Annotated in this window: 21 protein-coding genes; 12 read left to right on the plus strand and 9 right to left on the minus strand. The window is 67.6% G+C overall.

From position 1 onward, the window contains the following. Positions 1 to 28: 28 nt before the first annotated feature. A complete protein-coding gene (dut, locus tag SBP02_RS00805; RefSeq protein WP_318644503.1) occupies positions 29 to 484 on the minus strand; it encodes a dUTP diphosphatase in 456 nt (151 codons plus the stop codon). A gap of 2 nt (positions 485 to 486) precedes the next feature. Next, complete coding sequence (gene coaBC, locus SBP02_RS00810; protein ID WP_318644504.1) at positions 487 to 1,695, minus strand: bifunctional phosphopantothenoylcysteine decarboxylase/phosphopantothenate--cysteine ligase CoaBC; 1,209 nt, start codon at positions 1,693 to 1,695, stop codon at positions 487 to 489. Between the two features lie 137 nt (positions 1,696 to 1,832). Here coaBC and radC point away from each other — a divergent pair, with 137 nt between their 5' ends. Continuing rightward, the gene (gene radC, locus SBP02_RS00815; RefSeq protein WP_318644505.1) at positions 1,833 to 2,507 is read left to right on the plus strand and encodes a RadC family protein; all 675 of its coding nucleotides are present in this window, start codon (positions 1,833 to 1,835) and stop codon (positions 2,505 to 2,507) included. A 15-nt stretch (positions 2,508 to 2,522) separates the two neighbouring features. Here the strand turns inward: radC and SBP02_RS00820 are convergent, their stop codons facing one another. Continuing rightward, entirely contained in the window at positions 2,523 to 4,112 is a 1,590-nt protein-coding gene (locus SBP02_RS00820; protein WP_318644506.1) for an ABC transporter substrate-binding protein, read from the minus strand. Between the two features lie 358 nt (positions 4,113 to 4,470). Here SBP02_RS00820 and rpmB point away from each other — a divergent pair, with 358 nt between their 5' ends. Both rpmB and rpmG read left to right on the plus strand, forming a co-directional pair. Then, positions 4,471 to 4,707 carry a 50S ribosomal protein L28 gene (rpmB, locus tag SBP02_RS00825; RefSeq protein WP_016495372.1) on the plus strand — a complete coding sequence of 79 codons (237 nt, stop codon included), beginning with the start codon at positions 4,471 to 4,473 and terminating at the stop codon, positions 4,705 to 4,707. Positions 4,708 to 4,717: 10 nt separating this feature from the next. Continuing rightward, on the plus strand, positions 4,718 to 4,873 hold the full coding sequence (rpmG, locus tag SBP02_RS00830) for a 50S ribosomal protein L33 (RefSeq protein ID WP_003464575.1): 156 nt from the start codon (positions 4,718 to 4,720) through the stop codon (positions 4,871 to 4,873). A gap of 120 nt (positions 4,874 to 4,993) precedes the next feature. Here the strand turns inward: rpmG and SBP02_RS00835 are convergent, their stop codons facing one another. After that, positions 4,994 to 5,359 carry a cupin domain-containing protein gene (locus SBP02_RS00835; protein WP_318644509.1) on the minus strand — a complete coding sequence of 122 codons (366 nt, stop codon included), beginning with the start codon at positions 5,357 to 5,359 and terminating at the stop codon, positions 4,994 to 4,996. A 22-nt stretch (positions 5,360 to 5,381) separates the two neighbouring features. Continuing rightward, positions 5,382 to 6,719: an aspartate aminotransferase family protein gene (locus tag SBP02_RS00840; protein ID WP_318644510.1), complete on the minus strand. Its 1,338-nt coding sequence runs from the start codon at positions 6,717 to 6,719 to the stop codon at positions 5,382 to 5,384. A gap of 234 nt (positions 6,720 to 6,953) precedes the next feature. Between SBP02_RS00840 and SBP02_RS00845 the strand changes: the two genes are divergently transcribed. Together SBP02_RS00845 and SBP02_RS00850 are read left to right on the plus strand one after the other, a co-directional pair. Next, positions 6,954 to 8,447: an aldehyde dehydrogenase gene (locus SBP02_RS00845; protein WP_318644511.1), complete on the plus strand. Its 1,494-nt coding sequence runs from the start codon at positions 6,954 to 6,956 to the stop codon at positions 8,445 to 8,447. 121 nt (positions 8,448 to 8,568) lie between these two features. Beyond that, complete coding sequence (locus tag SBP02_RS00850) at positions 8,569 to 9,744, plus strand: MFS transporter (protein WP_318644512.1); 1,176 nt, start codon at positions 8,569 to 8,571, stop codon at positions 9,742 to 9,744. Between the two features lie 9 nt (positions 9,745 to 9,753). Here the strand turns inward: SBP02_RS00850 and SBP02_RS00855 are convergent, their stop codons facing one another. Continuing rightward, positions 9,754 to 11,067: an NAD(P)/FAD-dependent oxidoreductase gene (locus tag SBP02_RS00855; RefSeq protein ID WP_318644513.1), complete on the minus strand. Its 1,314-nt coding sequence runs from the start codon at positions 11,065 to 11,067 to the stop codon at positions 9,754 to 9,756. 176 nt (positions 11,068 to 11,243) lie between these two features. Continuing rightward, positions 11,244 to 11,732: a transcriptional regulator DadR gene (dadR, locus tag SBP02_RS00860; RefSeq protein ID WP_197857795.1), complete on the minus strand. Its 489-nt coding sequence runs from the start codon at positions 11,730 to 11,732 to the stop codon at positions 11,244 to 11,246. A 155-nt stretch (positions 11,733 to 11,887) separates the two neighbouring features. Here dadR and dadA point away from each other — a divergent pair, with 155 nt between their 5' ends. The 5 genes from dadA to SBP02_RS00885 all read left to right on the plus strand — a co-directional run bounded on the left by dadA (position 11,888) and on the right by SBP02_RS00885 (position 17,833). Continuing rightward, positions 11,888 to 13,186, plus strand: coding sequence for a D-amino acid dehydrogenase (gene dadA / locus SBP02_RS00865; RefSeq protein ID WP_318644514.1), 1,299 nt, complete (start codon positions 11,888 to 11,890; stop codon positions 13,184 to 13,186). 118 nt (positions 13,187 to 13,304) lie between these two features. Continuing rightward, on the plus strand, positions 13,305 to 14,378 hold the full coding sequence (alr, locus tag SBP02_RS00870) for an alanine racemase (RefSeq protein ID WP_318644515.1): 1,074 nt from the start codon (positions 13,305 to 13,307) through the stop codon (positions 14,376 to 14,378). 103 nt (positions 14,379 to 14,481) lie between these two features. Next, complete coding sequence (locus SBP02_RS00875) at positions 14,482 to 15,030, plus strand: cupin domain-containing protein (protein ID WP_318644516.1); 549 nt, start codon at positions 14,482 to 14,484, stop codon at positions 15,028 to 15,030. A gap of 122 nt (positions 15,031 to 15,152) precedes the next feature. Beyond that, positions 15,153 to 15,569 (plus strand): c-type cytochrome, encoded by a 417-nt coding sequence (locus SBP02_RS00880; protein WP_318644517.1) that lies wholly within the window; start codon positions 15,153 to 15,155, stop codon positions 15,567 to 15,569. Between the two features lie 128 nt (positions 15,570 to 15,697). Next, positions 15,698 to 17,833, plus strand: coding sequence for an acetyl-CoA hydrolase/transferase C-terminal domain-containing protein (locus SBP02_RS00885; protein ID WP_318644518.1), 2,136 nt, complete (start codon positions 15,698 to 15,700; stop codon positions 17,831 to 17,833). Here SBP02_RS00885 and SBP02_RS00890 read toward each other — a convergent pair. Beyond that, positions 17,817 to 18,389 (minus strand): xanthine phosphoribosyltransferase, encoded by a 573-nt coding sequence (locus tag SBP02_RS00890; protein ID WP_318644519.1) that lies wholly within the window; start codon positions 18,387 to 18,389, stop codon positions 17,817 to 17,819. The genes SBP02_RS00885 and SBP02_RS00890 overlap by 17 nt on opposite strands. A 67-nt stretch (positions 18,390 to 18,456) precedes the next feature. Continuing rightward, positions 18,457 to 20,469 (minus strand): DNA helicase Rep, encoded by a 2,013-nt coding sequence (gene rep, locus SBP02_RS00895; RefSeq protein ID WP_318644520.1) that lies wholly within the window; start codon positions 20,467 to 20,469, stop codon positions 18,457 to 18,459. A 243-nt stretch (positions 20,470 to 20,712) separates the two neighbouring features. Here rep and SBP02_RS00900 point away from each other — a divergent pair, with 243 nt between their 5' ends. Both SBP02_RS00900 and SBP02_RS00905 read left to right on the plus strand, forming a co-directional pair. Then, the gene (locus tag SBP02_RS00900) at positions 20,713 to 22,314 is read left to right on the plus strand and encodes a putative bifunctional diguanylate cyclase/phosphodiesterase (RefSeq protein WP_404824401.1); all 1,602 of its coding nucleotides are present in this window, start codon (positions 20,713 to 20,715) and stop codon (positions 22,312 to 22,314) included. A gap of 233 nt (positions 22,315 to 22,547) precedes the next feature. Then, positions 22,548 to 24,227 carry a putative bifunctional diguanylate cyclase/phosphodiesterase gene (locus SBP02_RS00905; protein ID WP_318644523.1) on the plus strand — a complete coding sequence of 560 codons (1,680 nt, stop codon included), beginning with the start codon at positions 22,548 to 22,550 and terminating at the stop codon, positions 24,225 to 24,227. Positions 24,228 to 24,233: the final 6 nt, after the last annotated feature.

Raw genomic sequence — 24,233 nt, forward strand, 5'->3', positions numbered from 1 at the left:
CGGCGATTCATCCTGGAAGGTGTCGGGGTCAATGGCTACCCGAGTGGCCGAAACCACCGGCGCCACGCTGGCTCTGGTCGAACTGCTCGACCAGCTCGAAATGGGCCTGCACCACCGGTACCAGGACCAGCTGGGCGATGCGCTCGCCGACGGCGATGTTGAACGGGGTCTGGCCGCGATTCCAGCAGGAGACCATCAGTTCGCCCTGGTAGTCCGAGTCGATCAGGCCGACCAGGTTGCCGAGCACGATGCCGTGCTTATGGCCGAGTCCCGAGCGGGGCAGGATCATCGCCGCCAGGCCGGGGTCGCCGATATAGATCGACAGGCCGGTGGGGATGAGCAGGGTCTGGCCGGGCTCGAGAATGCTGTCCTGCTGCAGCATGGCGCGCAGGTCGAGGCCGGCGGAGCCCGGGGTGGCGTACTGCGGCAGGGGGAAGTCGCGGCCGAAGCGCGGGTCGAGAATCTTGGCTTGCAATGCGTGCATGGTCAGTTCTTGTTCAGTCGGTCGGTGATAAAGGCCACCAGCTGGCGGGCGATCTTGCTCTTGCTGGTCTGGGCGAAGGCACTCTGGCCCAGCTCGCGGTCGATGACGGTGATGGCGTTTTCCTCGCTGTTGAAGCCGATGCTCGGGTTGGCCACGTCGTTGGCGACGATCAGGTCGAGGTTCTTGTCCTTGAGCTTGCGCGCGGCGTATTCGAGCAGGTTCTCCGTCTCGGCGGCGAAGCCGACGCTGAAGGGACGGTCGCTGCGCCGGGCCAGGGTGGCGAGGATATCCGGGTTGCGCACCATCTGCAGGAGCAGGCCGTCGCCGTTGCTCGGGTCTTTCTTCAATTTGTGCGCGGCCACCACTTCCGGGCGGTAATCGGCGACGGCGGCGGCGGCGATCAGCAGGTCGCAGGGCATCGCCGCCTCGCAGGCGGCGAGCATGTCGCGGGCGCTGACCACGTCGATGCGGGTGACCCGGTCGGGGGTCGGCAGGTGCACCGGGCCGCTGACCAGGGTGACCCGGGCACCGGCTTCGGCGGCGGCCTCGGCCAGGGCGAAGCCCATCTTGCCGGAGCTGTGGTTGGTGATATAGCGCACCGGGTCGATGTTTTCCTGGGTCGGGCCGGCGGTGATCAGCACGTGTCGGCCGGTCAGCGACTGGAACTCGAAGCAGTCGGCGGCGCATTGGGCCAGCTGCTCGGCCTCGAGCATGCGCCCGGGGCCGACGTCGCCGCAGGCCTGTTCGCCGGCGGCCGGGCCGAACAGGCGCAGGCCGCGCTCGGCCAGCAGGCGGGCGTTGGCCTGGGTCGCCGGGTCGCGCCACATCGCCTGGTTCATCGCCGGCGCCAGGGCGACCGTGGCGTCGGTGGCCAGCACCAGGGTGCTCAGCAGGTCGTCGGCCACGCCTTGGGCCAGGCGTGCCATGAGGTCGGCGGTGGCCGGGGCGATCAGCACCAGATCGGCCCAGCGGGCCAGCTCGATATGGCCCATGGCGGCTTCGGCAGCGGGGTCGAGCAGGTCCAGGTGCACCGGGTGGCCGGACAGCGCCTGCAGGGTCAGCGGGGTGATGAACTCGCGACCGCCCCGGGTCATCACCACCCGGACTTCGGCACCCTGGTCCTTGAGCCGGCGAACCAGCTCGGCACTCTTGTAGGCGGCAATGCCACCCCCCACGCCGACGATGATGCGTTTGCGATAAAGCCGCTGCATAGGCCTGCCTTTTATATAGGGTGGATGTGCGCCGCGGCGATGACGCCTCCCCAGGCCAATCACCGCGCAAAAAGATGGGCTACGATAGCACAGCGACCGCAGTGGAGCAGCGGCGCCCGGCTCGACACGGAGGTGCAATGAGCATTCGCGACTGGCCCGCGGCGGAGCGCCCGCGGGAGAAACTTCTGGCCCAGGGGGCCGCGACCCTGAGCGACGCCGAACTGCTGGCGATCTTCCTGCGCACCGGCGTGGCCGGGCAGAGCGCGGTGGACCTGGCGCGCCACCTGCTCGGCGACTTCGGCGGCCTGCGCGCCCTGCTGCAGGCCGATCTGCCGGCCTTCAGCCGGCGTCTGGGGCTGGGTCCGGCGAAGTTCGCCCAGCTGCAGGCGGTGCTGGAGATGGCCCGCCGCCACCTGGCCGAGCAACTGCGCCGCGACTCGGCCCTGGAGAGTCCGCAGGCAGTGCGCGACTACCTCAAGGCGCTGCTGCGCCATGAGCCCCACGAGGTGTTCGGCTGCCTGTTCCTCGACGCCAAGCACCGGGTGCTGGCGTTCGAGGCGCTGTTCCATGGTTCCATCGACAGCGCCAGCGTCTACCCGCGCCAGGTGGTCAAGCGGGCCCTGGCGCACAACGCGGCGGCGCTGATCCTCACCCACAATCACCCCTCCGGGGTGGCCGAGCCGAGCCAGGCGGATCGGCTGCTGACCCGGCGCCTCAAGGAGGCGCTGGAGTTGGTGGATGTGCGGGTGCTCGACCATTTCATCGTCGGCGACGGCGAGCCCCTGTCCCTGGCCGAATACGGCTGGTTATAGGGGGGGCGGCACGGCTCAGGGGGCGATGTGCACCCGGGCGAAGTCCTGGCGACCGAAGGGGCTGACGCGGTAGCCCTCGACTTCCTTGCGCGTCAGGGCGAAGGCGGTGGGGTGGGCCAGAGGCAGCCACAGTGCCTGGCGCTGGATGATCGCCTGGGCCTGGCGGTACAGCGCGCTGCGTATCGCCTGCTCGCTGGTGGTCTTGCCCCCGCTGATCAGGCGGTCCAGCTGCGGGTCGCAGTAGCGGGCGAAGTTCAGGCCGGACTCGAGCGCGGCGCAGGAGAACTGCGGGGTCAGGAAGTTGTCCGGGTCGCCGTTGTCGCCGGCCCAGCCCATGAACAGCAGGTCGTGCTCGCCGGCCTTGGCCCGGCGAATCAGCTCACCCCACTCGATCACGCGGATCTCTGCCCGGATGCCGATCTTGGCCAGGTCGGCCTGCAGCAGCTGCGCGCCGAGGGCCGGATTGGGGTTGAGCAGGCTGCCCGAGGGCCGGGTCCAGATGGTCGTCTCGAACCCCTCGCTCAGGCCCGCCTCGGCCAGCAGGGTGCGGGCCCTGGACGGGTCGTGGGGGTAGCCCGGCAGCTCGCTGGCGAAGCTCCAGGTATTGGGCGGATAGGGCCCGCTGGCCGCCTCGGCGCTGCCTTCGAATACCGCCTTCAGGTAGCTGGCCTTGTCGAAGGCCAGGTTGATCGCCTGGCGCACGGCTGGCCGGTCCAGTGGCGGGTGCTGGCTGTTGATGCCGACGAAGGCGGTCATGAAGGCCGCGGTATGCACGCTCTTGAGCCGCTCGTCGGCGGCGCTGCTGTGCACGTCCTGGGGTTTGGGGGACAGGGCGATGTGGCACTCGCCGCGGCGCAGCTTCTGCAGGCGCACGTTGGCGTCGGGGGTGATGGCGAACACCAGCTCGTCCACGGCCGGCTTGCCGGCGAAATACTCGGGGTTGGCGCTGTAGCGCACCAGGGCGTCCTTCTGGAAACGCTTGAAGACGAAGGGGCCGGTGCCGATCGGCTGGCTGTTGAGGCGCTCCGGGGTGCCGGCGGCGAGCAGTTGCGCGGCGTATTCGGCCGAATAGATGGAGGCGAAGCCCATGCTCAGGGTGGCGAGGAAGGTGGCGTCGGGGCGGTTGAGGGTGAAGCGCAGGCGGTGTTCGCCGAGCTTGTCGAGGCGCGCCACCAGGCCGGGCAACTGCATCGACTGGGCGTGGGGGTAACCGCTCGGCGCGACCTGGTGCCAGGTGTGTTCGGGGTCGAGCATGCGCTGGAAGCTGAACAGCACGTCGTCGGCGTTCAGGGCTCGGCTGGGGCTGAAGTAATCGGTGCTGTGGAACTGCACCCCGGGGCGCAGCTCGAAGCTGTAGCTCAGGCCGTCTTCGCTGATCTCCCAGTCCTGGGCCAGGCTCGGCTGCAGGGTGCCGCTGACTGCATCGAACTCCACCAGGCGGTTCATCAGCACATCGGCGGAGGCGTTGGTGGTGGTCAGCGAGTTGTACTGCACCACGTCGAAACCCTCCGGGCTGGCTTCGGTGCAGACGCTGAGGGTGGTGGCCTGGGCGAGCAGGGGGCTCAGCAGCGGGGCGAACAGCAGGGGTAGGACGGCAAGGCGCATGGTGGACTCCAGATGACGTGGCGCGCTTCCTGAGGCGGGCCGGCAGGCCCTACCCTAGACCATAAGGGCGCGGCGGAACAATGAATCGCGGCGACGAATGGTCGGGGCGCCCCGCGCCCCGCGCGCGCCGCCTGGCAGGGCCCTCTGCCGCGCTTGCGTCGCGACAGGCGAGTGCATTCGACCTTGTTGCTCCTGGGGCTTTCTGGTATAAAGCAGCGCTCTTTTCTAGGGGCCCGGTTCTTGCGCTTTCAGCTGTAGCCGGTAAGACCCTCGAGAAACGTGGCGCAGAGCGCCAATGACATTGAGTTTAAGCGGCCAACCCATGCCGGGTTGGGCATGTGGTTTAGAGGGCTGAGGCATGTCGAGAGTCTGTCAAGTTACCGGTAAGGGTCCGGTAACCGGGAACAACATTTCCCACGCGAACAACAAAACCCGTCGTCGTTTCCTGCCGAACCTGCAGCACCATCGCTTCTGGGTCGAGTCCGAGAAGCGCTTCGTGCGTCTGCGCGTTTCCGCCAAGGGCATGCGCGTCATCGACAAGCGTGGCATCGACGTAGTGCTGTCCGAGCTGCGCGCTCGCGGCGAAAAGGTTTAAGGAGCTAATCATGCGTGAACTGATCCGTTTGGTGTCCAGCGCCGGTACCGGCCACTTCTACACCACCGACAAGAACAAGCGCACCACCCCCGACAAGATCGAAATCAAGAAATTCGATCCGGTCGTACGCAAGCACGTGATGTACAAGGAAGCCAAGATCAAGTAATTGATCCGCGCCTTGCCGAAAAGCCCGCCTTCATGGCGGGCTTTTTCGTTTCTGCGTCCCGGCGCGCAAAAAAAAGCCCGCATGACGCGGGCTAAAGGGTGACGCAGGAAAAGCGCGGGTTCAGGCCGGCGCCTGCTCGAAGATCACATAGACCTTGCGGCAGGGCTCGAGGACTTCCCAGGTGCCCTCGAAACCGGCGGGGATGACGAAGCGGTCGCCGGCGCGCACGGTTCTGGCATTGCCGGCGGCGTCACGGATCACCGAGACGCCCTGGAGGATCTCGCAGTACTCGTGCTCGCTGTAGCTGACGCGCCACTGGCCGACCGCGCCCTCCCAGATGCCGCTGTTGAACTGGCCGCAGGGGCTGGCGTAGTGGTTGCGCACGCTCTGCTCGGGGTCGCCCCGGAGGACCTTCTCCGGGGCCGGGCGGTAGTGCTCGGCGGCGCTGCCGGCCTGGGCGAAGTCGACGATCTGTTCGATATTCATCTTGTGGCTCCGTGGTTGTCGGTTAGTGGGCCTGGCGAATCGCGTCGGCGAGCTTCTCGACCAGGGTGTCGATCTGCGCCTTCTCCACGATCAGCGGCGGCGACATGGCCAGGGTGTCGCCGGTCACCCGCACCATCAGGTCGTTGTGGAAGCACTGCTCGAACACCTGGTAGCCGCGCTTGCCGGCGCCCTGGTCGCTGGGGGCCAGTTGCACGCCGCCGACCAGGCCGACGGCGCGGATGTCGATCACGTTGGGCAGGCCCTGCAGGCTGTGCAGGGCATCCTGCCAGTAGCCTTCCAGCTCGATGGCCTGGTCGAACAGCCGTTCGCCCTGGTAGATGTCCAGGGTCGCCAGGGCCGCGGCGCAGGCTACCGGGTGGCCGGAGTAGGTATAGCCGTGGAACAGCTCGATGCCGTCCGGGCCCTGCATGAAGGCGTCGTGGATCTTCTCGTCGACGAACACCGCACCCATGGGGATGGCGCCGTTGGTCAGGCCCTTGGCGCAGGTGATGATGTCCGGGGTGACGCCCCAGCGCTGGGCGGCGAAGGCCTGGCCGACGCGGCCGAAGCCGGTGATCACCTCGTCGAAGATCAGCAGGATGCCGTGCTTCTGGGTGATCTCGCGCAGGCGCTGCAGGTAGCCCACTGGCGGCAGCACCACCCCGGCCGAGCCGGACATCGGCTCGACTATCACCGCGGCGATGTTCTCGGCGCCGTGCAGGGTGACCAGGCGCTCCAGCTCGTCGGCTTTCTCGACGCCGAACGGTGGCAGGCCGCGGCTGAAGGCGTTGCGGGCGATGTCCAGGCAGTGCGGCAGGTGGTCGACCCCTGGCAGCTGCACCGGGAAGGCCTTGCGGTTGTTGACCATGCCGCCCACCGAGATGCCGCCGAAGCCGACGCCGTGGTAGCCCAGCTCGCGGCCGATCAGGCGGGTGCGGGTGCCCTGGCCGATGGCGCGCTGGTAGGCTAGGGCGATCTTCAGCGCGGTGTCGGCCGACTCCGAACCGGAGTTGGTGAAGAACAGCTTGTTCAGGCCGGGCGGGGCGATCTCGGCCAGGCGGCTGGCCAGCTCGAACGGCAGCGGGTGGCCCATCTGGAAGGTTGGGGCGAAGTCCAGCTTGGCGATCTGCCGGCTCACCGCCTCGGTGATTTCCCGACGACCGTGGCCGGCGTTGCAGCACCAAAGCCCGGCGGTGCCGTCCAATACCTTGCGCCCGTCGGTGCTGGTGAAATACAGGCCTTCGGCGCTTTCCAGCAGGCGCGGACGGGCCTTGAACTGGCGGTTGGCGGTGAAGGGCATCCAGAAGTCGGCGAGGTCGTTGTTTATTTCGTTCGCTTGCGAAGGGGTTTCGAGTGTCATGCTGGCCATCCAAACGCGCTAAAAATGGGAGCTGTGGAGCGATTCCGCGCAGTCTATGTTTAATAAAATGAACATGACAAGGGGGTTTTATCCGGCTTTGTCAAAAATATTGAAAATGTAGGGCGCAGTGGTTTAGTGTTGCCAGCAGGAAAACGGCCTGCCTTGGCCTTGCAGAATTATTGACAGTGCTCGCGGTCGAACCCGAAGCGCTCATTACCGATAGAGGATGCCCGCATGACTAGCCTGACCCGCGCCGACTGGGAACAGCGCGCCAAGACCCTGAAAGTAGAAGGCCGTGCCTTTATTCACGGCGAATATTGCGCGGCGCAGTCCGGCGCCACCTTCGAGTGCATCAGCCCGGTGGATGGGCGCCTGCTGGCGCAGGTGGTCAGCTGCGATGCGCCGGACGCCGAGATCGCCGTGCGTGACGCCCGCGCCACCTTCGACTCCGGCGTCTGGTCACGTCTGGCGCCGGTCAAGCGCAAGGCCGTGATGATCCGCTTCGCCGACCTGATCGAGCAGCACGGCGAAGAGCTGGCCCTGCTGGAAACCCTGGACATGGGCAAGCCGATCGGCGATTCGCTGCACATCGACGTGACCAGCGCCGCCCGTGCCATTCGCTGGAGCGGCGAGGCGATCGACAAGATCTACGACGAGGTGGCCGCCACCCCGCACGACGAGCTGGGTCTGGTGACCCGCGAGCCGATCGGCGTGGTCGCCGCCATCGTGCCGTGGAACTTCCCGCTGCTGATGAGCTGCTGGAAGCTCGGCCCGGCGCTGGCCACCGGCAACTCGGTGATTCTCAAACCGTCCGAGAAGTCGCCGCTGACCGCCATTCGCATCGCCCAGCTGGCCATCGAGGCCGGCATCCCGGCCGGCGTGTTCAACGTGCTGCCGGGCTACGGTCACACCGTGGGCAAGGCCCTGGCCCTGCACATGGACGTCGACACCCTGGTGTTCACCGGCTCGACCAAGATCGCCAAGCAGCTGATGGTCTATGCCGGCGAGTCGAACATGAAGCGGGTATGGCTGGAGGCTGGTGGCAAGAGCCCGAACATCGTCTTCGCCGACGCCCCGGACCTCAAGGCCGCCGCCGCGGCCGCGGCCGGCGCCATCGCCTTCAACCAGGGCGAGGTGTGCACCGCCGGCTCGCGCCTGCTGGTGGAGAACTCGATCAAGGAGCAGTTCGTGCCCCTGGTGGTCGAGGCGATCAAGAGCTGGAAGCCGGGTAACCCGCTGGACCCGGCGACCAATGTCGGTGCCCTGGTCGACACCACGCAGATGAACAACGTGCTGGGCTACATCCAGGCCGGCCACGACGACGGTGCCAAGCTGGTGGCTGGCGGCAAGCGGGTGCTGGAGGAAACCGGCGGTACCTATGTCGAGCCGACCATCTTCGACGGGGTGGACAACGCCATGCGCATCGCCAAGGAGGAGATCTTCGGCCCGGTGCTGTCGGTGATCGGCTTCGACACGGTGGAAGAGGCCGTGGCCATCGCCAACGACACCGTCTACGGCCTGGCCGCGGCGGTGTGGACCAGCAACCTGTCCAAGGCCCACCTGACCGCCAAGGCGCTGCGCGCCGGCAGCGTCTGGGTCAACCAGTACGATGGCGGCGACATGACCGCGCCGTTCGGCGGCTTCAAGCAGTCCGGCAACGGCCGTGACAAGTCGCTGCACGCCTTCGACAAGTACACCGAGCTGAAGGCGACCTGGATCAAGCTCTGAAGCCAGCGCGGGCCAGGTGCCCGCATTTCGAGGTCGGCTCTGACGAGCCACGCCTGCGGCCGGGCTTCCTGAAAGGGGGTCCGGCCGTTTACGTTGGGCCTCCACGGAAAGGAGAGAGAAGATGCGTTGGGGTACCTATTTCGCCGTGTGTTCGGCGGTGATCAGCATCGGCCTGGCCCTCGGGGTGACCATGCCGCTGGTATCGCTGCGCCTGGAGAGTTGGGGGCATGACGCCTTCGCCATCGGTGTGATGGCGGCCACGCCGGCGGTCGGCGTGCTGCTCGGCGCCTCCCTGGCCGGCCGCCTGGCCGCACGGGTGGGGACCACCCGCCTGATGCAGCTGAGCCTGCTGTGCAGCGCGCTGTCGGTGGCGCTGCTGGCCTTCATGCAGAACTATGCCCTGTGGCTGCTGCTGCGGCTGCTGATCGGTGTGGCCCTGACCCTGGTGTTCATTCTCGGCGAGAGCTGGATCAACCAGCTGGCGGTGGAGAAGTGGCGCGGCCGGCTGGTGGCGCTGTACGGCACCGGCTATGCGCTGAGCCAGCTCTGTGGACCCCTGCTGCTCACCGCCCTGGGCACCGCCAGCGATCTGGGCTTCTGGGCCGGCACCGGTCTGCTGATCGGCGGCTCGCTGTTGCTGGTCGGACGCAGCGGGGCGCCCCGGGTCGATGCCCGGAGCGCCTCGGGGCGCGGTCTGCCGGCGTTCTGTCGCCGGCTGCCGGCGATCGCCTGGGCGGTGATGCTGTTCGCCGCCTTCGAGGCGATGATGCTCACCCTGCTGCCGATCTACGGGCTGCGTCAGGGCTTCAGCCAGGAGGTGGCCTTGCTGATGGTCAGCGTGGTGGTGATCGGCGACGCGGCGCTGCAGCTGCCGATCGGTCTGCTCGCCGACAGCATCTCGCGGCGCGGCCTGTTCCGCGGCTGTGGCGTGGTGCTGCTGGGTTCCAGTCTGGCGATTCCGCTGCTGCTGCACTCGCCCCTGATCTGGCCGTTGCTGGTGCTGTTCGGTGCCAGCGCCGGCGGGCTGTTCACCCTGGCGCTGATTCTCATCGGCGAGCGCTACCGTGACGATGAACTGGTCCGCGCCAATGCCCATGTCTCCCAGCTGTGGGGCCTGGGTTGCCTGATCGGTCCCCTGGCCACGGGAGCGGCCAGTCAGTGGCTGACCGGCCATGCGCTGCCGCTGCTGATGGCCCTCGGCGCCGCGGTGTTCGTGGTGCTGGCCAGGCGCGACAGCGGCTTCGAGCCGGCGCCCGGCCTGGCGGCGAGCGCTGGAGAGGAGGCCCTCAGGCGCTAGCTGCGGGCCTCAGAGCACTTCCTTGAGGCGGTGCCAGAGCATGCCCAGGGCCAGCAGCGGCGAGCGCAGGTAGCGGCCGCCGGGGAAGGTCATGTGCGGCACCCGGGCGAACAGCTCGAAGCCGCCGCCGGCCTGGCCGGCGATCGCCTCGGCGAGCAGCTTGCCGGCCAGGTGGGTGGCATTGACCCCGTGGCCGGAGTAGGCCTGGGCGTAGAACACGTTGGGCTGGTCCTTGAGCCGGCCGATCTGCGGCAGGCGGTTGGCGCCGATGCCGATCATGCCGCCCCATTGATAGGCGATCCTGACGTCCTTGAGGTGGGGGAAGACCTTCAGCATCTTCGGCCGCATATAGCCGGCGATGTCCGCCGGATCGCGCCCCGAGTAGTGGCAGGCGCCGCCGAACAGCAGGCGGCGGTCGGCGGACAGGCGGTAGTAGTCGAGGGCCACGCGCTGGTCGCACAGGGCCATGTTCTGCGGGATCAGTGCCTTGGCCTGGGCCTCGGCAAGCGGCTCGGTGGCGATGATATAGCTGCCGGCCGGCAGCACCTTGCCGCCGAGGCTGGGCTGCAGTTGACCGAGGTAGGCGTTGCAGCCCAGCACCAGATGGGTGGCGCGCACCTGGCCGCGGGCGGTATGCACCCGCACCTCGGGGCCGTAGTCGATGCGAGTCACCGGCGAGTTCTCGAACAGTTGCACGCCGAGACTCTGGGCGGCGGCGGCCTCGCCCAGGGCCAGGTTGAGCGGATGCAGGTGGCCGGAGCCCATGTCGATCAGGCCGCCGACATAGCGCGTGGAGCCGACCACCTCGCCCATCTGTTCGGCTTGCAGCAGGCGCAGTTCATGGCGGTAACCGAGGCTGCGCAGCTCCTCGGCGTCCTCGGCGAAGCCGGCCAGGTGGCTGGGTTTGTTGGCCAGGTCGCAGTAGCCCCAGGTCAGGTCGCAGTCGATAGAGAACTGCTCGACCCGGCGGCGGACGATCTCCACCGCCTCCAGGCCCATCAGCTTGAGCTGGCGCACGCCGTCGTTGCCGATCACCGGCTCGAACTGCTCGACGCCGTGGCCGACCCCGCGGATCAGCTGGCCGCCGTTGCGCCCGCTGGCGCCCCAGCCGACCTTGCGGGCCTCCAGCAGCACCACCGACAGGCCCTTCTGCGCCAGCTCGATGGCCGCGTTCAGCCCGGAGAAGCCGCCGCCGACCACGCAGACATCGGCACGCAACTCGCCGCCCAGGGGCGGGAAGTCCAGTTGACGATTGACGCTGGCGGCATAGTAGGAGGCGGCGTGCTGGGCGCTGTGGACCGGTTGGCGAACGCGGGCGTTCATGTGTGAAATCCTGATTATTGTGTTTGTAAAATTTTACGCAGCATAAGCGCGCTGTCCGCCTTTCGCCAAGGGGGGCGGGCAAAAAACTGGAATTTCGTCGGCATCGGCGTCGATCCAGCCGGTGCCGGTGCCGGTGCCGGCAGGGACGTCAGCGAGCGCCGGGCTGTGGCCGGGCGCTACTCCGGCACCGGCAGGGCCAGAGACTCCTTGACCTCCTCCATGACGATGTAGCTCTTCGACTCGCGCACGTGGGGCAGCTTGAGCAGGATGTCGCCGAGCAGCTTGCGGTAGCTGGCCATCTCGTTGATCCGCGCCTTCACCAGGTAATCGAAGTCGCCGGACACCAGGTGGCACTCCAGCACGTGGGGCAGCTTGAGCACGGCGCGGCGGAACTCCTCGAAGGTGTCGCCGGACTTGTAGTCCAGGCTGATCTCGACGAACACCAGCAGGCTGGCCTTGAGGTGCTGCGGATTGAGGCGGGCGTGGTAGCCCATGATGATGCCTTCGCGCTCCAGGCGGCGGACCCGCTCGGTGCAGGGCGTGGTGGACAGGCCGACCCGCTCGCCCAGCTCGGTGAAGGAAATGCGCCCGTCCTCCTGAAGGATGCGCAGGATATTGCGATCGATCTTGTCCAGTTCGCGACGGCTCTGGTGCTGGGTGCGCATGGGGGATGCCCCTCCGTGAAACGGGTTTTTGCCGAGAATTCTCGCCAAATATAGCGCTATATATAGTGAGAAGCACTGGCTGATGCTCAATATACTGCGCACATCAACTTCCCAGGCAACAAGTGTCAGCGCATAGTCGCGGCGAGGAGTGAAGAATGCGGGTTCTGGTGCTCGGCAGCGGTGTAATAGGTACGGTCAGCGCTTACTACCTGGCCCGTCAGGGCTTCGAGGTGGTGGTGGTCGACCGTCAGGCCGCTCCGGCCATGGAGACCAGCTTCGCCAACGCCGGTCAGGTGTCGCCCGGCTATGCCTCGCCCTGGGCCGCGCCGGGCGTGCCGCTGAAGGCCATCAAGTGGCTGCTGCAGAAGCATGCGCCGCTGGCGATCAAGGCCACCGCCGACATCGACCAGTACCTGTGGATGGCGCAGATGCTGCGTAACTGCACCGCCAGTCGCTACGCGGTGAACAAGGAGCGCATGGTGCGCCTGTCCGAGTACAGCCGCGACTGCCTCGACGAGCTGCGCGCCGAAACCGGCATCGCCTACGAAGGCCGCCGCCTGGGCACCACCCAGCTGTTCCGCACCCAGGCCCAGGTGGATAACGCCGCCAAGGACATCGCCGTGCTGCAGCAGTCCGGCGTGCCCTTCGAGCTGCTCGACCGAGACGGTATCGCCCGCGTCGAGCCGGCCTTGGCCAAGGTCAAGGACAAGCTGGCCGGTGCCCTGCGCCTGCCCAACGACCAGACCGGCGACTGCCAGCTGTTCACCACCAAGCTGGCCGAGATGGCCAAGCAGATGGGCGTCGAATTCCGTTTCGGCCAGGACATCCAGCGCCTGGATTTCGCCGGCGACCGGATCAACGGCGTGTGGATCGACGGTAAGCTGGAGACCGCCGACCGCTACGTGCTGGCCGTGGGCAGCTACAGCCCGCAGCTGCTCAAGCCGCTGGGCGTCCGGGCCCCGGTGTATCCGCTCAAGGGTTACTCGTTGACCCTGCCGATCGTCGATGCCGACATGGCGCCGGCCTCGACCATCCTCGACGAGACCTACAAGGTCGCCATCACCCGTTTCGACGATCGCATCCGCGTCGGCGGCATGGCCGAGATCGCCGGTTTCGACCTGAGCCTCAACCCGCGCCGGCGCGCGACCCTGGAGATGATCGTCGGTGACCTCTATCCCCAGGGCGGCGACCTCAGTCAGGTGGAGTTCTGGACCGGCCTGCGCCCGGCGACCCCGGACGGCACGCCGATCGTCGGCGCCACCAGCTTCCGCAACCTGTTCCTCAACACCGGTCACGGCACTCTGGGCTGGACCATGGCCTGCGGCTCCGGCCGTTTCCTCGCCGATCTGATGGCCAACAAGCGCCCGCAGATCAGCGCCGAAGGCCTGGATATCTTCCGTTACGGCAAGGCCCAGGAAGCCCCCAAGCATGTCAGCCCGGTGCCTGCGCACTGAGTCCCGCTAGCGAGTAGCCGTTGTCATCCTCCGGCCACGCATGCGACCTTGAATCCTGCTTGGCCCGGCTCTGCCGGGCCTTTTTATTCACCGTTCCCCGTCAAGAAGTGTGAGAACCATGCGTCCAGCCCGCGCCCTGATCGATCTGCAAGCCCTGCGTCACAACTACCAGTTGGCCCGCGATGTGGCAGGCGCCAAGGCGCTGGCGGTGATCAAGGCCGACGCCTACGGCCATGGCGCGGTGCGCTGTGCCCAGGCGCTGGAGGAGCAGGCCGACGGTTTCGCCGTGGCCTGCATCGAGGAGGCGTTGCAGCTGCGCGAGGCGGGCATTCGCGCGCCCATCCTGTTGCTCGAGGGCTTCTTCGAGGCCGAGGAGCTGGCGCTGATCGAGCAACATGACCTCTGGTGCGTGGTGCATGCCCAGTGGCAGATCGAGGCCATCGAGCGCACCGCCGTGGGCAAGCCGCTGACCCTCTGGCTGAAGATGGATTCGGGGATGCACCGGGTGGGCCTGGAGCCGGCCGAGTACCAGGCGGCCTACCGGCGCCTGCTGGCCAGCGGCAAGGTCGGCAAGATCGTGCTGATGAGCCACTTCGCCCGTGCCGACGAGCTGGACTGTCCGCGCAGCGAGGAGCAGCTGGCGGTGTTCGAGCAGGCCCGCCAGGGCCTGGCGGCGGAGATCAGCCTGCGCAACTCGCCGGCCGTGCTCGGCTGGCCCAGCATCCCCAGCGACTGGGTGCGCCCCGGCATCATGCTCTACGGCGCCACCCCCTTCGAGCAGGAGCAGGCCCTAGCCGCGCGCCTGCAGCCGGTGATGACCCTGGAATCGAAGATCATCAGCGTGCGCGAGCTGCCGGCCGGGGAACCGGTGGGCTACGGCGCGCGCTTCGTCACCGAGCGGCCGACCCGGGTCGGCGTGGTCGCCATGGGCTATGCCGACGGTTACCCGCGGCATGCGCCGACCGGCACGCCGGTGAGCATCGACGGCCGGCCCAGCCGGCTGATCGGCCGGGTGTCGATGGACATGCTCACCGTCGACCTCAGCGACCTGCCCCAGGCCGGCCTCGGCAGCCGGGTCGAGCTGTGGGGCAGGCAGGTGCTGGCCAGCGACGTGGCGATCCGCGCCGGCAGCATTCCCTATCAGCTGTTCTGCAACCTGCGCCGGGTGCCGCTGCTCTATTCCGGGGGCTGAAGCCATCGCCGGGCAGGATTTGCGATCGGGCTGTTGTAAATACTGAACGCTGTTGCCATGATACGGGCTCATTTTCCGCATCTTCCCCAGGGGGACTCCAGCATTGGACGTCGGTGTACGACTGCAATCCATTCGCAAACTCAAGGGCCTTTCCCAGCGTGAACTCGCCAAGCGCGCGGGCGTCACCAACAGCACCATCTCGATGATCGAGAAGAACAGCGTGAGCCCCTCGATCAGCTCGCTGAAGAAGGTGTTGGCAGGCATTCCCATGTCCCTGGTGGAGTTCTTCTCCCTGGAGATGGAGCAGGACAACCACACCCAGGTGGTCTACCGGGCCGGGGAGCTGATCGACATCTCCGACGGCGCGGTGACCATGAAGCTGGTCGGCAAGGCCCACCCGAGTCGGGCCATTTCCTTTCTCGACGAGACCTACCCGGTCGGCGCCGACACCGGCGACGAGATGTACGCCCATGACGGAGAGGAAGCCGGGATGCTGGTCGAGGGCCGCCTGGAGCTGACCGTGGGCAGCGAGGTGTTCATCCTCGAGCCGGGCGACAGCTACTACTTCGAGAGCAGCAAGCCCCACCGGTTCCGCAATCCCTTCGACGCGCCGGCGCGCCTGATCAGCGCCACCACCCCCGCGAATTTCTGAGGCCCGGGCCAATAACCCTGCGACAATCTGGGTTGTTTCGGCCCGGCGGGCTTCCCGTTATACTGTCGCCCGCTCGCGAAACCGTGGCCGCGGGCGTGACTAGCCACGATGAGGGTGTATCCGTGAACCTAATTAGCAAGATGCTGGTGGCCCCGGCCGCCGTATTGGCCCTGTGGGCAGTGACTGCGCAGGCCGCGACCAACGACGAGATCGCCGCGCGCCTCAAGCCGGTCGGCGAAGTCTGCGTGATGGGCGAGGAATGCAAGGGCGTCGAGGCGGTCGCAGCTAGCGCCGGCGGCGGCGCGCGCACCGCCGACGACATCGTCGCCAAGCACTGCGGCGCCTGTCACAGCGCCGGCGTACTGGGCGCGCCGAAGATCGGCGACACCGCCGCCTGGCAGGCGCGCGCCACCAATGGCATCGATGGCCTGCTGGCCCATGCCATCTCCGGCCTCAACGCCATGCCGCCGAAAGGCACCTGTGGCGACTGCTCGGACGACGAGCTGCGCGGCGCCATCGAGAAGATGTCCGGCCTGTAAGGCGACGCTGCCGTGCCGAAAAGCCGCCCTCGGGCGGCTTTTTGCATTCTCCCGCCCGGCGTTGCAGCAAAACCGCCCGGCGCGCAGTCAAACCTGACATTGCCAGGGAGGTCGTCGGGAGGTGCCAGATGCCGGAGCCGTGTTCCATCGAGCAGGCCGTCGATCGCGTGCTGGGTAGCATCGAGGGTCCCATCCGCCTGGGGCTGCCCTTGGGCCTGGGCAAGCCGAACCGCTGGGTCAATGCCCTGTACGCGCGCATCAAGCAGCTGCCGGAGCGCCAGCTGACCATCTACACCGCGCTGTGCCTGGGCCGCCCACGGGCCAGCCAGGAGTTGCAGCGACGCTTTCTCGAGCCCTTCGTCGCGCGGGTCTACGGCGACTATCCCGAGCTGGACTTCCTCGCCGACCTGCATGACGACCTGGTGCCGGCCAACGTGCGCATCGAGCAGTTCTTCCTCGAGCCGGGCAGCCTGCTGGACAGCCCGGCGGCGCAGTACGACTACAACAGCTGCAACTACAGCCAGGTCGCCCGCGACCTCGATGCCAAGGGGGTCAACCTGATCGCCCAGCTGGTCGCCCGGGACCCGCAACGCCCGCGGCACTTCAGCCTGAGCTGCAACCCGGACATCAGCCTCGACCTGCTGCCCCTGCTGGCCAAGCGTCGCGCGGCCGGCGACAGCATCCTGTGCCTGGCCCAGGTGCACGATGAGCTGCCGTACATGACCGGGCCGGCGGAAGTCTCCCGCGACTGTTTCGACCTGGTGCTGCGGGAGTCTGAGTGCGGCCCGCTGTTTTCCATGCCGAACCTGCCGGTGACCCTGCAGGATCAGTGCATCGGTCTGCATGCCAGCAGCCTGGTGCGTGACGGCGGCACCCTGCAGATCGGCATCGGCGCCCTGGGCGATGCGCTGACCGCCGCGCTGCTGGCGCGCCACACCGACAATGCGGCCTACCGCGCCGGACTGGAGGCGTTGCAGGGAGGCCTGTGGGGCGCGCAGATCGCCGCCATCGGTGGCCAGGGCCCCTTCGCCGAGGGCCTGTACGGCTGCAGCGAGATGTTCGTCAACGGCCTGCTGGCCCTGGCCGAGGCCGGGGTGTTGCGCCGCCGCGTCTACCCGGAGCTGCGTCTGCAGCAACTGGCCGCCGCCGGCGGGTTGGACGAGGAGGGGCGCCCCCGCAGCGTGCAGGCGCTGCTCGATGCCGGCCTGCCGGCGCGCCTGGACGCCGCCGCTCTGGCCTGGCTGCAGGCCAGCGGCCTGCTGGACGCCACGCCGCAGCTGCGCGGCGAGCGCCTGCAGCTGAGCGATGGCCGCGAGCTGGCGGCCGACCTGGCCGACCCCTACACCCAGGCCGCCCTGCGCCCGCACCTGGGCCCGGCGCAGGGCGGGGTGCTGCTGCACGGCGGCTTCTTCCTCGGTCCCGCGGATTTCTACCAGCGCCTGCGCGACCTGGATGCCGAGCGGCGCGGGCGCTTCGCCATGACCGGCATCGGTTTCGTCAACCAGCTGTATGGCGAGGAGGCGCTCAAGCGCCTGCAGCGCCGCGATGCGCGCTTCGTCAACAGCGTCTTCGCCATGACCCTGCTCGGCGCCGGGGTGGCCGACCAGCTGGAGGACGGGCGGGTGCTCAGCGGGGTCGGCGGCCAGCACGACTTCGTCGTCCAGGCCCAGGCCCTGGAGGGCGCGCGCTCGATCCTGCTGCTGCGCAGTTGGCGCGAGTCGGCCGGGCGCCTGAGTTCCAACATCCTCTGGAGCTATGGCCACGTCACCATCCCACGCCACCTGCGCGACATCGTGGTGAGCGAGTACGGCATCGCCGACCTGCGCTGCAAGACCGACGCCGAGGTGATCGAGGCGCTGCTCGCCATCAGCGACTCGCGCTTCCAGCCCGAACTGATCGAGCAGGCGCAGCGGGTCGGCAAACTGCCGCGGGATTTTCGCCTCGATCCGCGTTTCGCCCACAACACGCCGGCGCGCCTGCAGGCCGTGCAGACAGGCTATCCGGAGTTGTTCGTCGAGTATCCGCTGGGCAGCGACTTCTGCCGCGAGGAGCGCGATCTGCTAAGGGCGCTGAACTGGCTGAAGGGCAAGTTCAAGCTCAGCGAGGCGCTGGAACTGGGCAAGGCCGCCCTGGAGGCGCCGCCGGCGGACGATTTCGCCCGTCACCTGGCGCGCATGGGCCTGGCCGAACCGGACGGCTGGCGCGAGGAGCTGTATCAGCGCCTGCTGCTGGCCGGCCTGCACGCGACTATTCCAGAAAGCTGACCGTGCCGCCGGCCAGGGAGCCGATGCGCGCCAGGGACTCGACCCGGTAGCCGCGGGCGTCGAGGTCGACGCGGCCGCTCTGGAAGGACTTCTCGATCACCACGCCGACCCCGGCGATGCTCGCCCCGGCCTGGCCGATCAGGTCGATCAGCGCCCGGGCCGCATGGCCGTTGGCGAGGAAGTCGTCGATCAGCAGCACATGGTCGGCGGCGCCCAGGTGCTTGGCCGAGATGGCGATGGTGCTCTCGGTCTGCTTGGTGAAGGAGAACACCTTGGAGGTCAGCAGGTCGTCCTTGAGCGTCAGGGACTGGTACTTGCGGGCGAAGATCACCGGCACGCCCAGCTCCAGGCCGGCCATCACCGCCGGGGCGATGCCGGAGGCCTCGATGGTGACGATCTTGCTGATGCCCTGACCGGCGAAGCGCCGGGCGAACTCATGGCCGATCTGCTGCATCAGCCGCGGGTCGATCTGGTGGTTGAGGAAGGCATCGACCTTGAGTACCTGGTCCGACAGCACGATGCCCTCTTCACGAATCTTCTGCTTCAGTGCTTCCACGCGGTGTCCCTCTCGGTTCTTCGTCTGGTCTCCGGTCTGTGCCGGAGTGCTCGATTGTGCCGCCGCTTCAGGCCTTTTTCAGCAGGGCGCGCATGTTGGCCAGCGCCGAGTTGCCGGTGGCGGCCTTGACCTCGGCGGGGGCGTCTTCCTGGCCTTCCCAGACCAGGTCTTCCGGCGGCAGTTCGTCGAGGAAGCGGCTCGGCGAGCACTCGACGATCTCGCCGTACTGTTTGCGTTTGGCGGCGAAGGTCAGGGTCAGGTTGCGCTTGGCCCGGGTGATGCCGACATAGGCCAGGCGCCGCTCTTCCTCGACGGTGTCGGCCTCGATGCTGGAGCGGTGCGGGAGGATGTCCTCCTCTACGCCGAGGATGTACACCGAGGGGTATTCCAGGCCCTTGGAGGCATGCAGGGTCATCATCTGCACGCCCTCGGCGCCTTCCTCCTCCTCCTGCTGGCGCTCGAGCATGTCGCGCAGTACCAGCTTGCCGATGGCGTCCTCGATGGTCATGTCGCCGTCCTCGTCGCGCTCCAGGGTGTTCTTCAACGCGTCGACGAGGAACCAGACGTTGCCCATGCGCGCGTCGGCGACCTTGTCGCTGGAGGCGTTCTGGCGCAGCCAGTTCTCGTAGTCGATGTCCATCACCATGCTGCGGATCGCGGCGATCGGATCGTTCTGCGCACACTGCTGGCGTACCCCGTCCATCCAGCGGGTGAAGCGCGCCAGGCGCTCGGTAAAGCGACTGTCGAGGTGCTCGCCGAGGCCGATTTCGCCGGCGGCGGCGTACATGCTGATCTTGCGCTCGGTGGCGTAGTTGCCGAGCTTCTCCAGGGTGGTGGAGCCGATCTCCCGGCGCGGCACGTTGATCACCCGCAAAAAGGCGTTGTCGTCGTCCGGGTTGACCAGCAGGCGGAAGTAGCTCATCAGGTCCTTCACCTCCTGGCGGGCGAAGAAGCTGGTGCCGCCGCTCAGGCGATAGGGGATCTGGTGGTGCTGCAATTTGAGCTCCATCAGCTTGGCCTGATAGTTGCCGCGGTAGAGGATGGCGAAGTCGCTGTAGGGCCGCTGGGTGCGCAGGTGCTCGGTGAGGATCTCCAGGGCCACCCGCTCGCACTCGGCGTCCTCGTTGCGGCAGCGGATCACGCGGATCTCGTCGCCCATGCCCATCTCGCTCCACAGCTGCTTCTCGAAGGCGTGGGGGTTGTTGGCGATCAGCACGTTGGCGCACTTGAGGATGCGGCTGGTGGAGCGGTAGTTCTGCTCCAGCATCACCACCTTCAGCGAGGGGTAGTCCTCCTTCAGCAGCATCAGGTTTTCCGGGCGGGCGCCGCGCCAGGCGTAGATCGACTGGTCGTCGTCGCCGACCACGGTGAACTGGTTGCGCATGCCCACCAGCAGCTTCACCAGCAGGTACTGGCTGGCGTTGGTGTCCTGGTATTCGTCGACCAGCAGGTAGCGGATGCGGTTCTGCCATTTTTCCAGGATGTCGGCGTGCTCCTGGAACAGCTTCACCGGCAGCAGGATCAGGTCGTCGAAGTCCACCGCGTTGTAGGCCTTGAGGGTGCGCTGGTAGTGCAGGTAGACGATGGCCGCGGTCTGCTCCTTGGGCCCGCGTGCCTCGGCCAGGGCCTGGTCGGGGAGGACCAGGTCGTTCTTCCAGCTGCCGATGTAGTTCTTGATCTCGTCGATGCCGTCGTCGCCGGCGTACTCCTTCTGCATGATGTCCGACAGCAGGGCCTTGATGTCGCCCTCGTCGAAGATCGAGAAGCCCGGCTTGTAGCCCAGCCGGGCGTATTCCTTGCGGATGATGTTCATGCCTAGGTTGTGGAAGGTCGACACCGTCAGGCCGCGGGCCTCGGCGCCCTTGAGCAGGGTGCCGACGCGCTCCTTCATCTCGCGGGCGGCCTTGTTGGTGAAGGTCATGGCGACGATGTGCTGGGCGCGGATGCCGCAGTTCTGCACCAGGTGGGCGATCTTGCGCGTGATCACGCTGGTCTTGCCGGAGCCGGCGCCGGCGAGCACCAGAAGCGGGCCGCCGACGTAGTTCACGGCTTCCTGTTGCCGGGGGTTCAGTCGGGACATGGGAGCGAGTCGGGGTCGGGGAAAAAGGCCGCAAATTCTATCAGCAATGCGCCCGCGGGCGCAGGCGCGCGGCAGGCAGCTGGTCGCCTGGGCGAATAATCGAGTAGATTTTGATGCTTTATTAGACGGGTGCAGCTATAAGTTAAAGTAACTTCTTAGGTTGTGTGCAGGGGAGGTTCCGTGTCCGGCCAAAGCGATTTCTGTCGACTGCTGGTCCTGGCGACGGAGCGCCATTGGGTGAAGATGCTCGATGCCTTGCTGGCCGAGCAGGAGGAGCCCGTCTGGCTGTGGGTCGCCAGCAGCTGGCAGGACGCCCGGCAACGCTACCCGAATTGCTCGCCCGACTTCGTCTTCAGCACTCCGCAGTGTCGGCCGGGGGGCGATCAATGTCCACTGTTGCCGATCCTGCTGCTCGAACACGCGCCACTGGAGGCGCCGCCCGGTGTCCAGGACTGGCTGGCCCGTGACAGTCTCAACGCCGAGGTGCTGCGCCGCTGCCTGGAGTACAGCCGACAGCGGCAGTCCTGGCAAGCTTTGATCGAGCGCGATTCGCTCACCGGGGTGGTCAATCGCCAGGCCTTCCAGAGCCAGCTGCACAGGCGCCTGCAGCACAACCGCGGCCGCGGGTTGTTGCTCGGCTATCTGGATCTGGATAACTTCAAGCACGCCAACGACAGCCTCGGCCAGCGCGCCGGGGATCAGCTGATCCAGCAGGTGGTCCAACGCCTTGAAGGCGTGCTCACTCCCCAGGACTGTCTGGCCCGCCTGGGCGGTGATGAATTCGCCCTGCTGCTGGATGTCAGCCAGTCCAGTGCTCGGGTCGAGCCTACGGCCCAGGCCTTGATGCAGGCCCTGGCCGAACCCTACTGGGTCCAGGGCGAGAGCCTGACCCTGGGCTGCAGCCTGGGGCTGGCCTACGGCCGCGCCGGCGAGGATGCCGATCGTCTGCTGCTGCATGCCCATACGGCCATGCAGCAGGCCAAGCATCAGGACGGATGCAGTTATCAGCTGTACGACGAGCGTATCTCCAGCCAGGCGCGGCGCCTAGCCGACGTCGAGTCGGAGCTGCGCCGGGCGCTGCGCCGCGACGAGCTGGAGCTGCATTACCAGCCGCGCCAGGATCTGGTCGGTGGCGCGATAGTGGGGGTGGAGGCGCTGATCCGCTGGCGTCACCCTCAGCGCGGCCTGCTCTATCCTCAGGACTTCATCCCGCTGGCCGAGCAAAGCGGGCTGATCGTGCCGCTCGGCTACTGGGTGGTGGATCGCGCCCTGCGCGACCTGCGCTGGCTGGCCGAGCGCGACCTGCTGCTGAACCTGGCGATCAACCTGTCCTTCAGCCAGTTTCAGGACAGCCAGCTGCTGCCCACGGTCCGCCGGCTGATCGAGAACTGCGGGGTGGAAGGGCGCTGGCTGGAGTTCGAACTGACGGAAACGGCGATGATGCGCCGCAGCGACTACGTGCTCGACACCATGAGCAGCCTCGGCGAGCTGGGCGTGCGCTTTTCCCTGGACGACTTCGGCACCGGCTTCTCGTCCTTCGTGCACCTGGCCAGCCTGCCGATTTCCCTGCTGAAGCTGGACCGCAGCTTCGTCTCGGGCATGGCGGTGCGTCCGGATCAGTCCAGGCTGGTCGGGGCGATGATCGGCCTGGCGCGCAACCTGGGCCTGGAGGTGGTCGCCGAAGGGGTGGAGAGCGAAGCCGAGCTGACGCTGCTGCAGCAATTCGGCTGCGACCAGGGCCAGGGCTACCTGATCAGCAAGGCATTGCCGCTGCCCGAGTTGCAGCGTTTCCTGCAGGGCCAGCCGCAGCGCCAGGAGCCCCTGCTGAGCCTGTCCCTGGGGTGAGTGCTGGCGGCGTTCGGCCCCCGGCCGAAGGTCGAGTCCTGTCCCGGACATGATCTCGCTCACAGCTTCCCCTCATGCCGCTGGTCGGAAATCTCGGCGTTGATTAGTGTGTCGCGCGTTCCAAATCCCCCGCGCGCGCTTGCGCCCGGGCGGCACGGATGGAACGGCGTGCCCAGCCGGCGCGCCCGCGGGCGGCAGCGCCGCCGGTCTTCATGTCCAGCCAAGGAAGTCGAGTGGCCGCCTCAGCCGAACCCCTGCGTTTATTCCTGCTGACCGAGTCGGTGCAATGGGGCGAGCGGCTGCGCGCGCAGCTGCACGTCCTCGGCGGCGCTCAGAACCTGATCACCGTCCCCTCCTGGGCGGCGGCCAGCACGCTGTTCGAGGAGGCTTCCCCGGCTCTGTTGCTGTGCACCCCGGAGCAGCTGTCGGCAGAGGCCGGCTGCAGCCTGCCGGTGGTGCTGTTGCTCGAGCAGGAGCCCGAGCCCGGGCAGTTGCCCGCCGGCATCAGCGACTGGCTGGTCGCCGATGCCTTCAGCGCGGACGCCTTGCGCCGCTGCCTGCGCTATGCCGGCGAGCGCCGGGGCTGGCAGGCTGCCCTGCAACGCCTGGCCGAGCAGGATGCGCTGACCGGGGTGGCCAACCGCCAGGGCTTTCAGACCCTGCTGGCGGCGCGCCTGGACGAGGCAGGGGGCACAGGCCTGACCCTGGGGCACCTGGATCTGGACAACTTCCGCAGCGTCAACGAGGCCCTCGGCCATCGGGCCGGGGACCGTCTGATCCTGCAGGCGGTGGCGCGCTTGAGGGCACAGCTGCAGGCCGGCGATCAGCTGGCGCGGCTGGGCAGCGACGAGTTCGCCCTGTTGCTGGACAGCCGCGGCGGTATGCAGCGCATCGAACGCCTGGCCGAGCGTCTCAGCGAAACCCTGGCCGAGCCCTACTGGGTCGAGGGCGAGAGCCTGCTGCTCGGCTGCAGCCTGGGACTGGCCCAGGGCCACGCCGGCAGTAGCGCCGATGAGCTGATGTGGCACGCGCATATCGCCATGCAGCAGGCCAAGAGCCAGCAGGGCTGCACCTACCACCTCTATGACGAGCGCAGCCACTGTGGCGCGCGCAGCCAGGCCGAGCGCGAGGGCGAGCTGCGCCGGGCCCTGCGCCGCGACGAACTGGAGCTGCATTACCAGCCGCGGCTGTGTCTGCGCAGTGGGCGCATCGTCGGCCTGGAGGCCCTGGTGCGCTGGCGCCATGCCGAGCGGGGCCTGCTGGCGCCCGGCGAGTTCGTGCCCCTGGCCGAGGAGAGCGGGCTGATCGTGCCGCTCGGCTACTGGGTGATCGCCCGTGCCCTGCGCGACATGCAGTGGTTGCGTGGGCGCGGCCTGCCGGCCCTGCACATGGCGGTCAACCTGTCGTTCCGCCAGTTCCAGGATGGCCAGCTGCTGGCCACCCTGCAGCGGCTGATCGAGGAGCGCGGCGTCGAGGCCCAGTGGCTGGAGTTCGAGCTGACCGAGACCGCGGTGATGCGCCGCAGCGATTACGTGCTCGACACCATGAGCCGCCTCGGCGAGCTGGGCGTGCGCTTCTCCCTGGACGACTTCGGCACCGGCTTCTCCTCCTTCGTCCACCTCAACAACCTGCCGATCACCCTGCTGAAGATCGACCGCAGTTTCGTCGCCGGCATGACCGGGCGTGCGGAGAATCGCCAGCTGGTGCGGGCGATGATCAACCTGGCGCACAACCTCGACCTGGAAGTGGTGGCCGAAGGCGTGGAGACCCCGGAGCAGCAGGCGCTGCTGCGCCAATTCGGCTGCGACCAGGTGCAGGGTTACCTGATCAGCAAGGCGCTGCCGCTGAACGAGCTGGTGCGTTTCCTGGTGTTCGGCCAGCGTCAGGTGCTGCTCGGCAAGCCAATTGCCTAGGCGCCT

The sequence above is a fragment of the Pseudomonas benzenivorans genome, assembly GCF_033547155.1.
GTDB lineage: Bacteria > Pseudomonadota > Gammaproteobacteria > Pseudomonadales > Pseudomonadaceae > Aquipseudomonas > Aquipseudomonas benzenivorans_B.

What these genes read in the sequence shown, in the direction of transcription:
- SBP02_RS00885 (WP_318644518.1), top strand. Translation starts at nt 15,698, where the DNA reads ATGCCGGAGCCGTGTTCCATCGAGCAGGCCGTCGATCGCGTGCTGGGT.
- SBP02_RS00855 (WP_318644513.1), bottom strand. Translation starts at nt 11,067, where the DNA reads ATGAACGCCCGCGTTCGCCAACCGGTCCACAGCGCCCAGCACGCCGCC.
- SBP02_RS00840 (WP_318644510.1), bottom strand. Translation starts at nt 6,719, where the DNA reads ATGACACTCGAAACCCCTTCGCAAGCGAACGAAATAAACAACGACCTC.
- SBP02_RS00820 (WP_318644506.1), bottom strand. Translation starts at nt 4,112, where the DNA reads ATGCGCCTTGCCGTCCTACCCCTGCTGTTCGCCCCGCTGCTGAGCCCC.
- radC (WP_318644505.1), top strand. Translation starts at nt 1,833, where the DNA reads ATGAGCATTCGCGACTGGCCCGCGGCGGAGCGCCCGCGGGAGAAACTT.
- dut (WP_318644503.1), bottom strand. Translation starts at nt 484, where the DNA reads ATGCACGCATTGCAAGCCAAGATTCTCGACCCGCGCTTCGGCCGCGAC.
- rep (WP_318644520.1), bottom strand. Translation starts at nt 20,469, where the DNA reads ATGTCCCGACTGAACCCCCGGCAACAGGAAGCCGTGAACTACGTCGGC.
- alr (WP_318644515.1), top strand. Translation starts at nt 13,305, where the DNA reads ATGCGTCCAGCCCGCGCCCTGATCGATCTGCAAGCCCTGCGTCACAAC.
- SBP02_RS00900 (WP_404824401.1), top strand. Translation starts at nt 20,713, where the DNA reads ATGCTCGATGCCTTGCTGGCCGAGCAGGAGGAGCCCGTCTGGCTGTGG.
- dadA (WP_318644514.1), top strand. Translation starts at nt 11,888, where the DNA reads ATGCGGGTTCTGGTGCTCGGCAGCGGTGTAATAGGTACGGTCAGCGCT.
- rpmB (WP_016495372.1), top strand. Translation starts at nt 4,471, where the DNA reads ATGTCGAGAGTCTGTCAAGTTACCGGTAAGGGTCCGGTAACCGGGAAC.
- rpmG (WP_003464575.1), top strand. Translation starts at nt 4,718, where the DNA reads ATGCGTGAACTGATCCGTTTGGTGTCCAGCGCCGGTACCGGCCACTTC.
- dadR (WP_197857795.1), bottom strand. Translation starts at nt 11,732, where the DNA reads ATGCGCACCCAGCACCAGAGCCGTCGCGAACTGGACAAGATCGATCGC.
- coaBC (WP_318644504.1), bottom strand. Translation starts at nt 1,695, where the DNA reads ATGCAGCGGCTTTATCGCAAACGCATCATCGTCGGCGTGGGGGGTGGC.
- SBP02_RS00850 (WP_318644512.1), top strand. Translation starts at nt 8,569, where the DNA reads ATGCGTTGGGGTACCTATTTCGCCGTGTGTTCGGCGGTGATCAGCATC.
- SBP02_RS00845 (WP_318644511.1), top strand. Translation starts at nt 6,954, where the DNA reads ATGACTAGCCTGACCCGCGCCGACTGGGAACAGCGCGCCAAGACCCTG.
- SBP02_RS00835 (WP_318644509.1), bottom strand. Translation starts at nt 5,359, where the DNA reads ATGAATATCGAACAGATCGTCGACTTCGCCCAGGCCGGCAGCGCCGCC.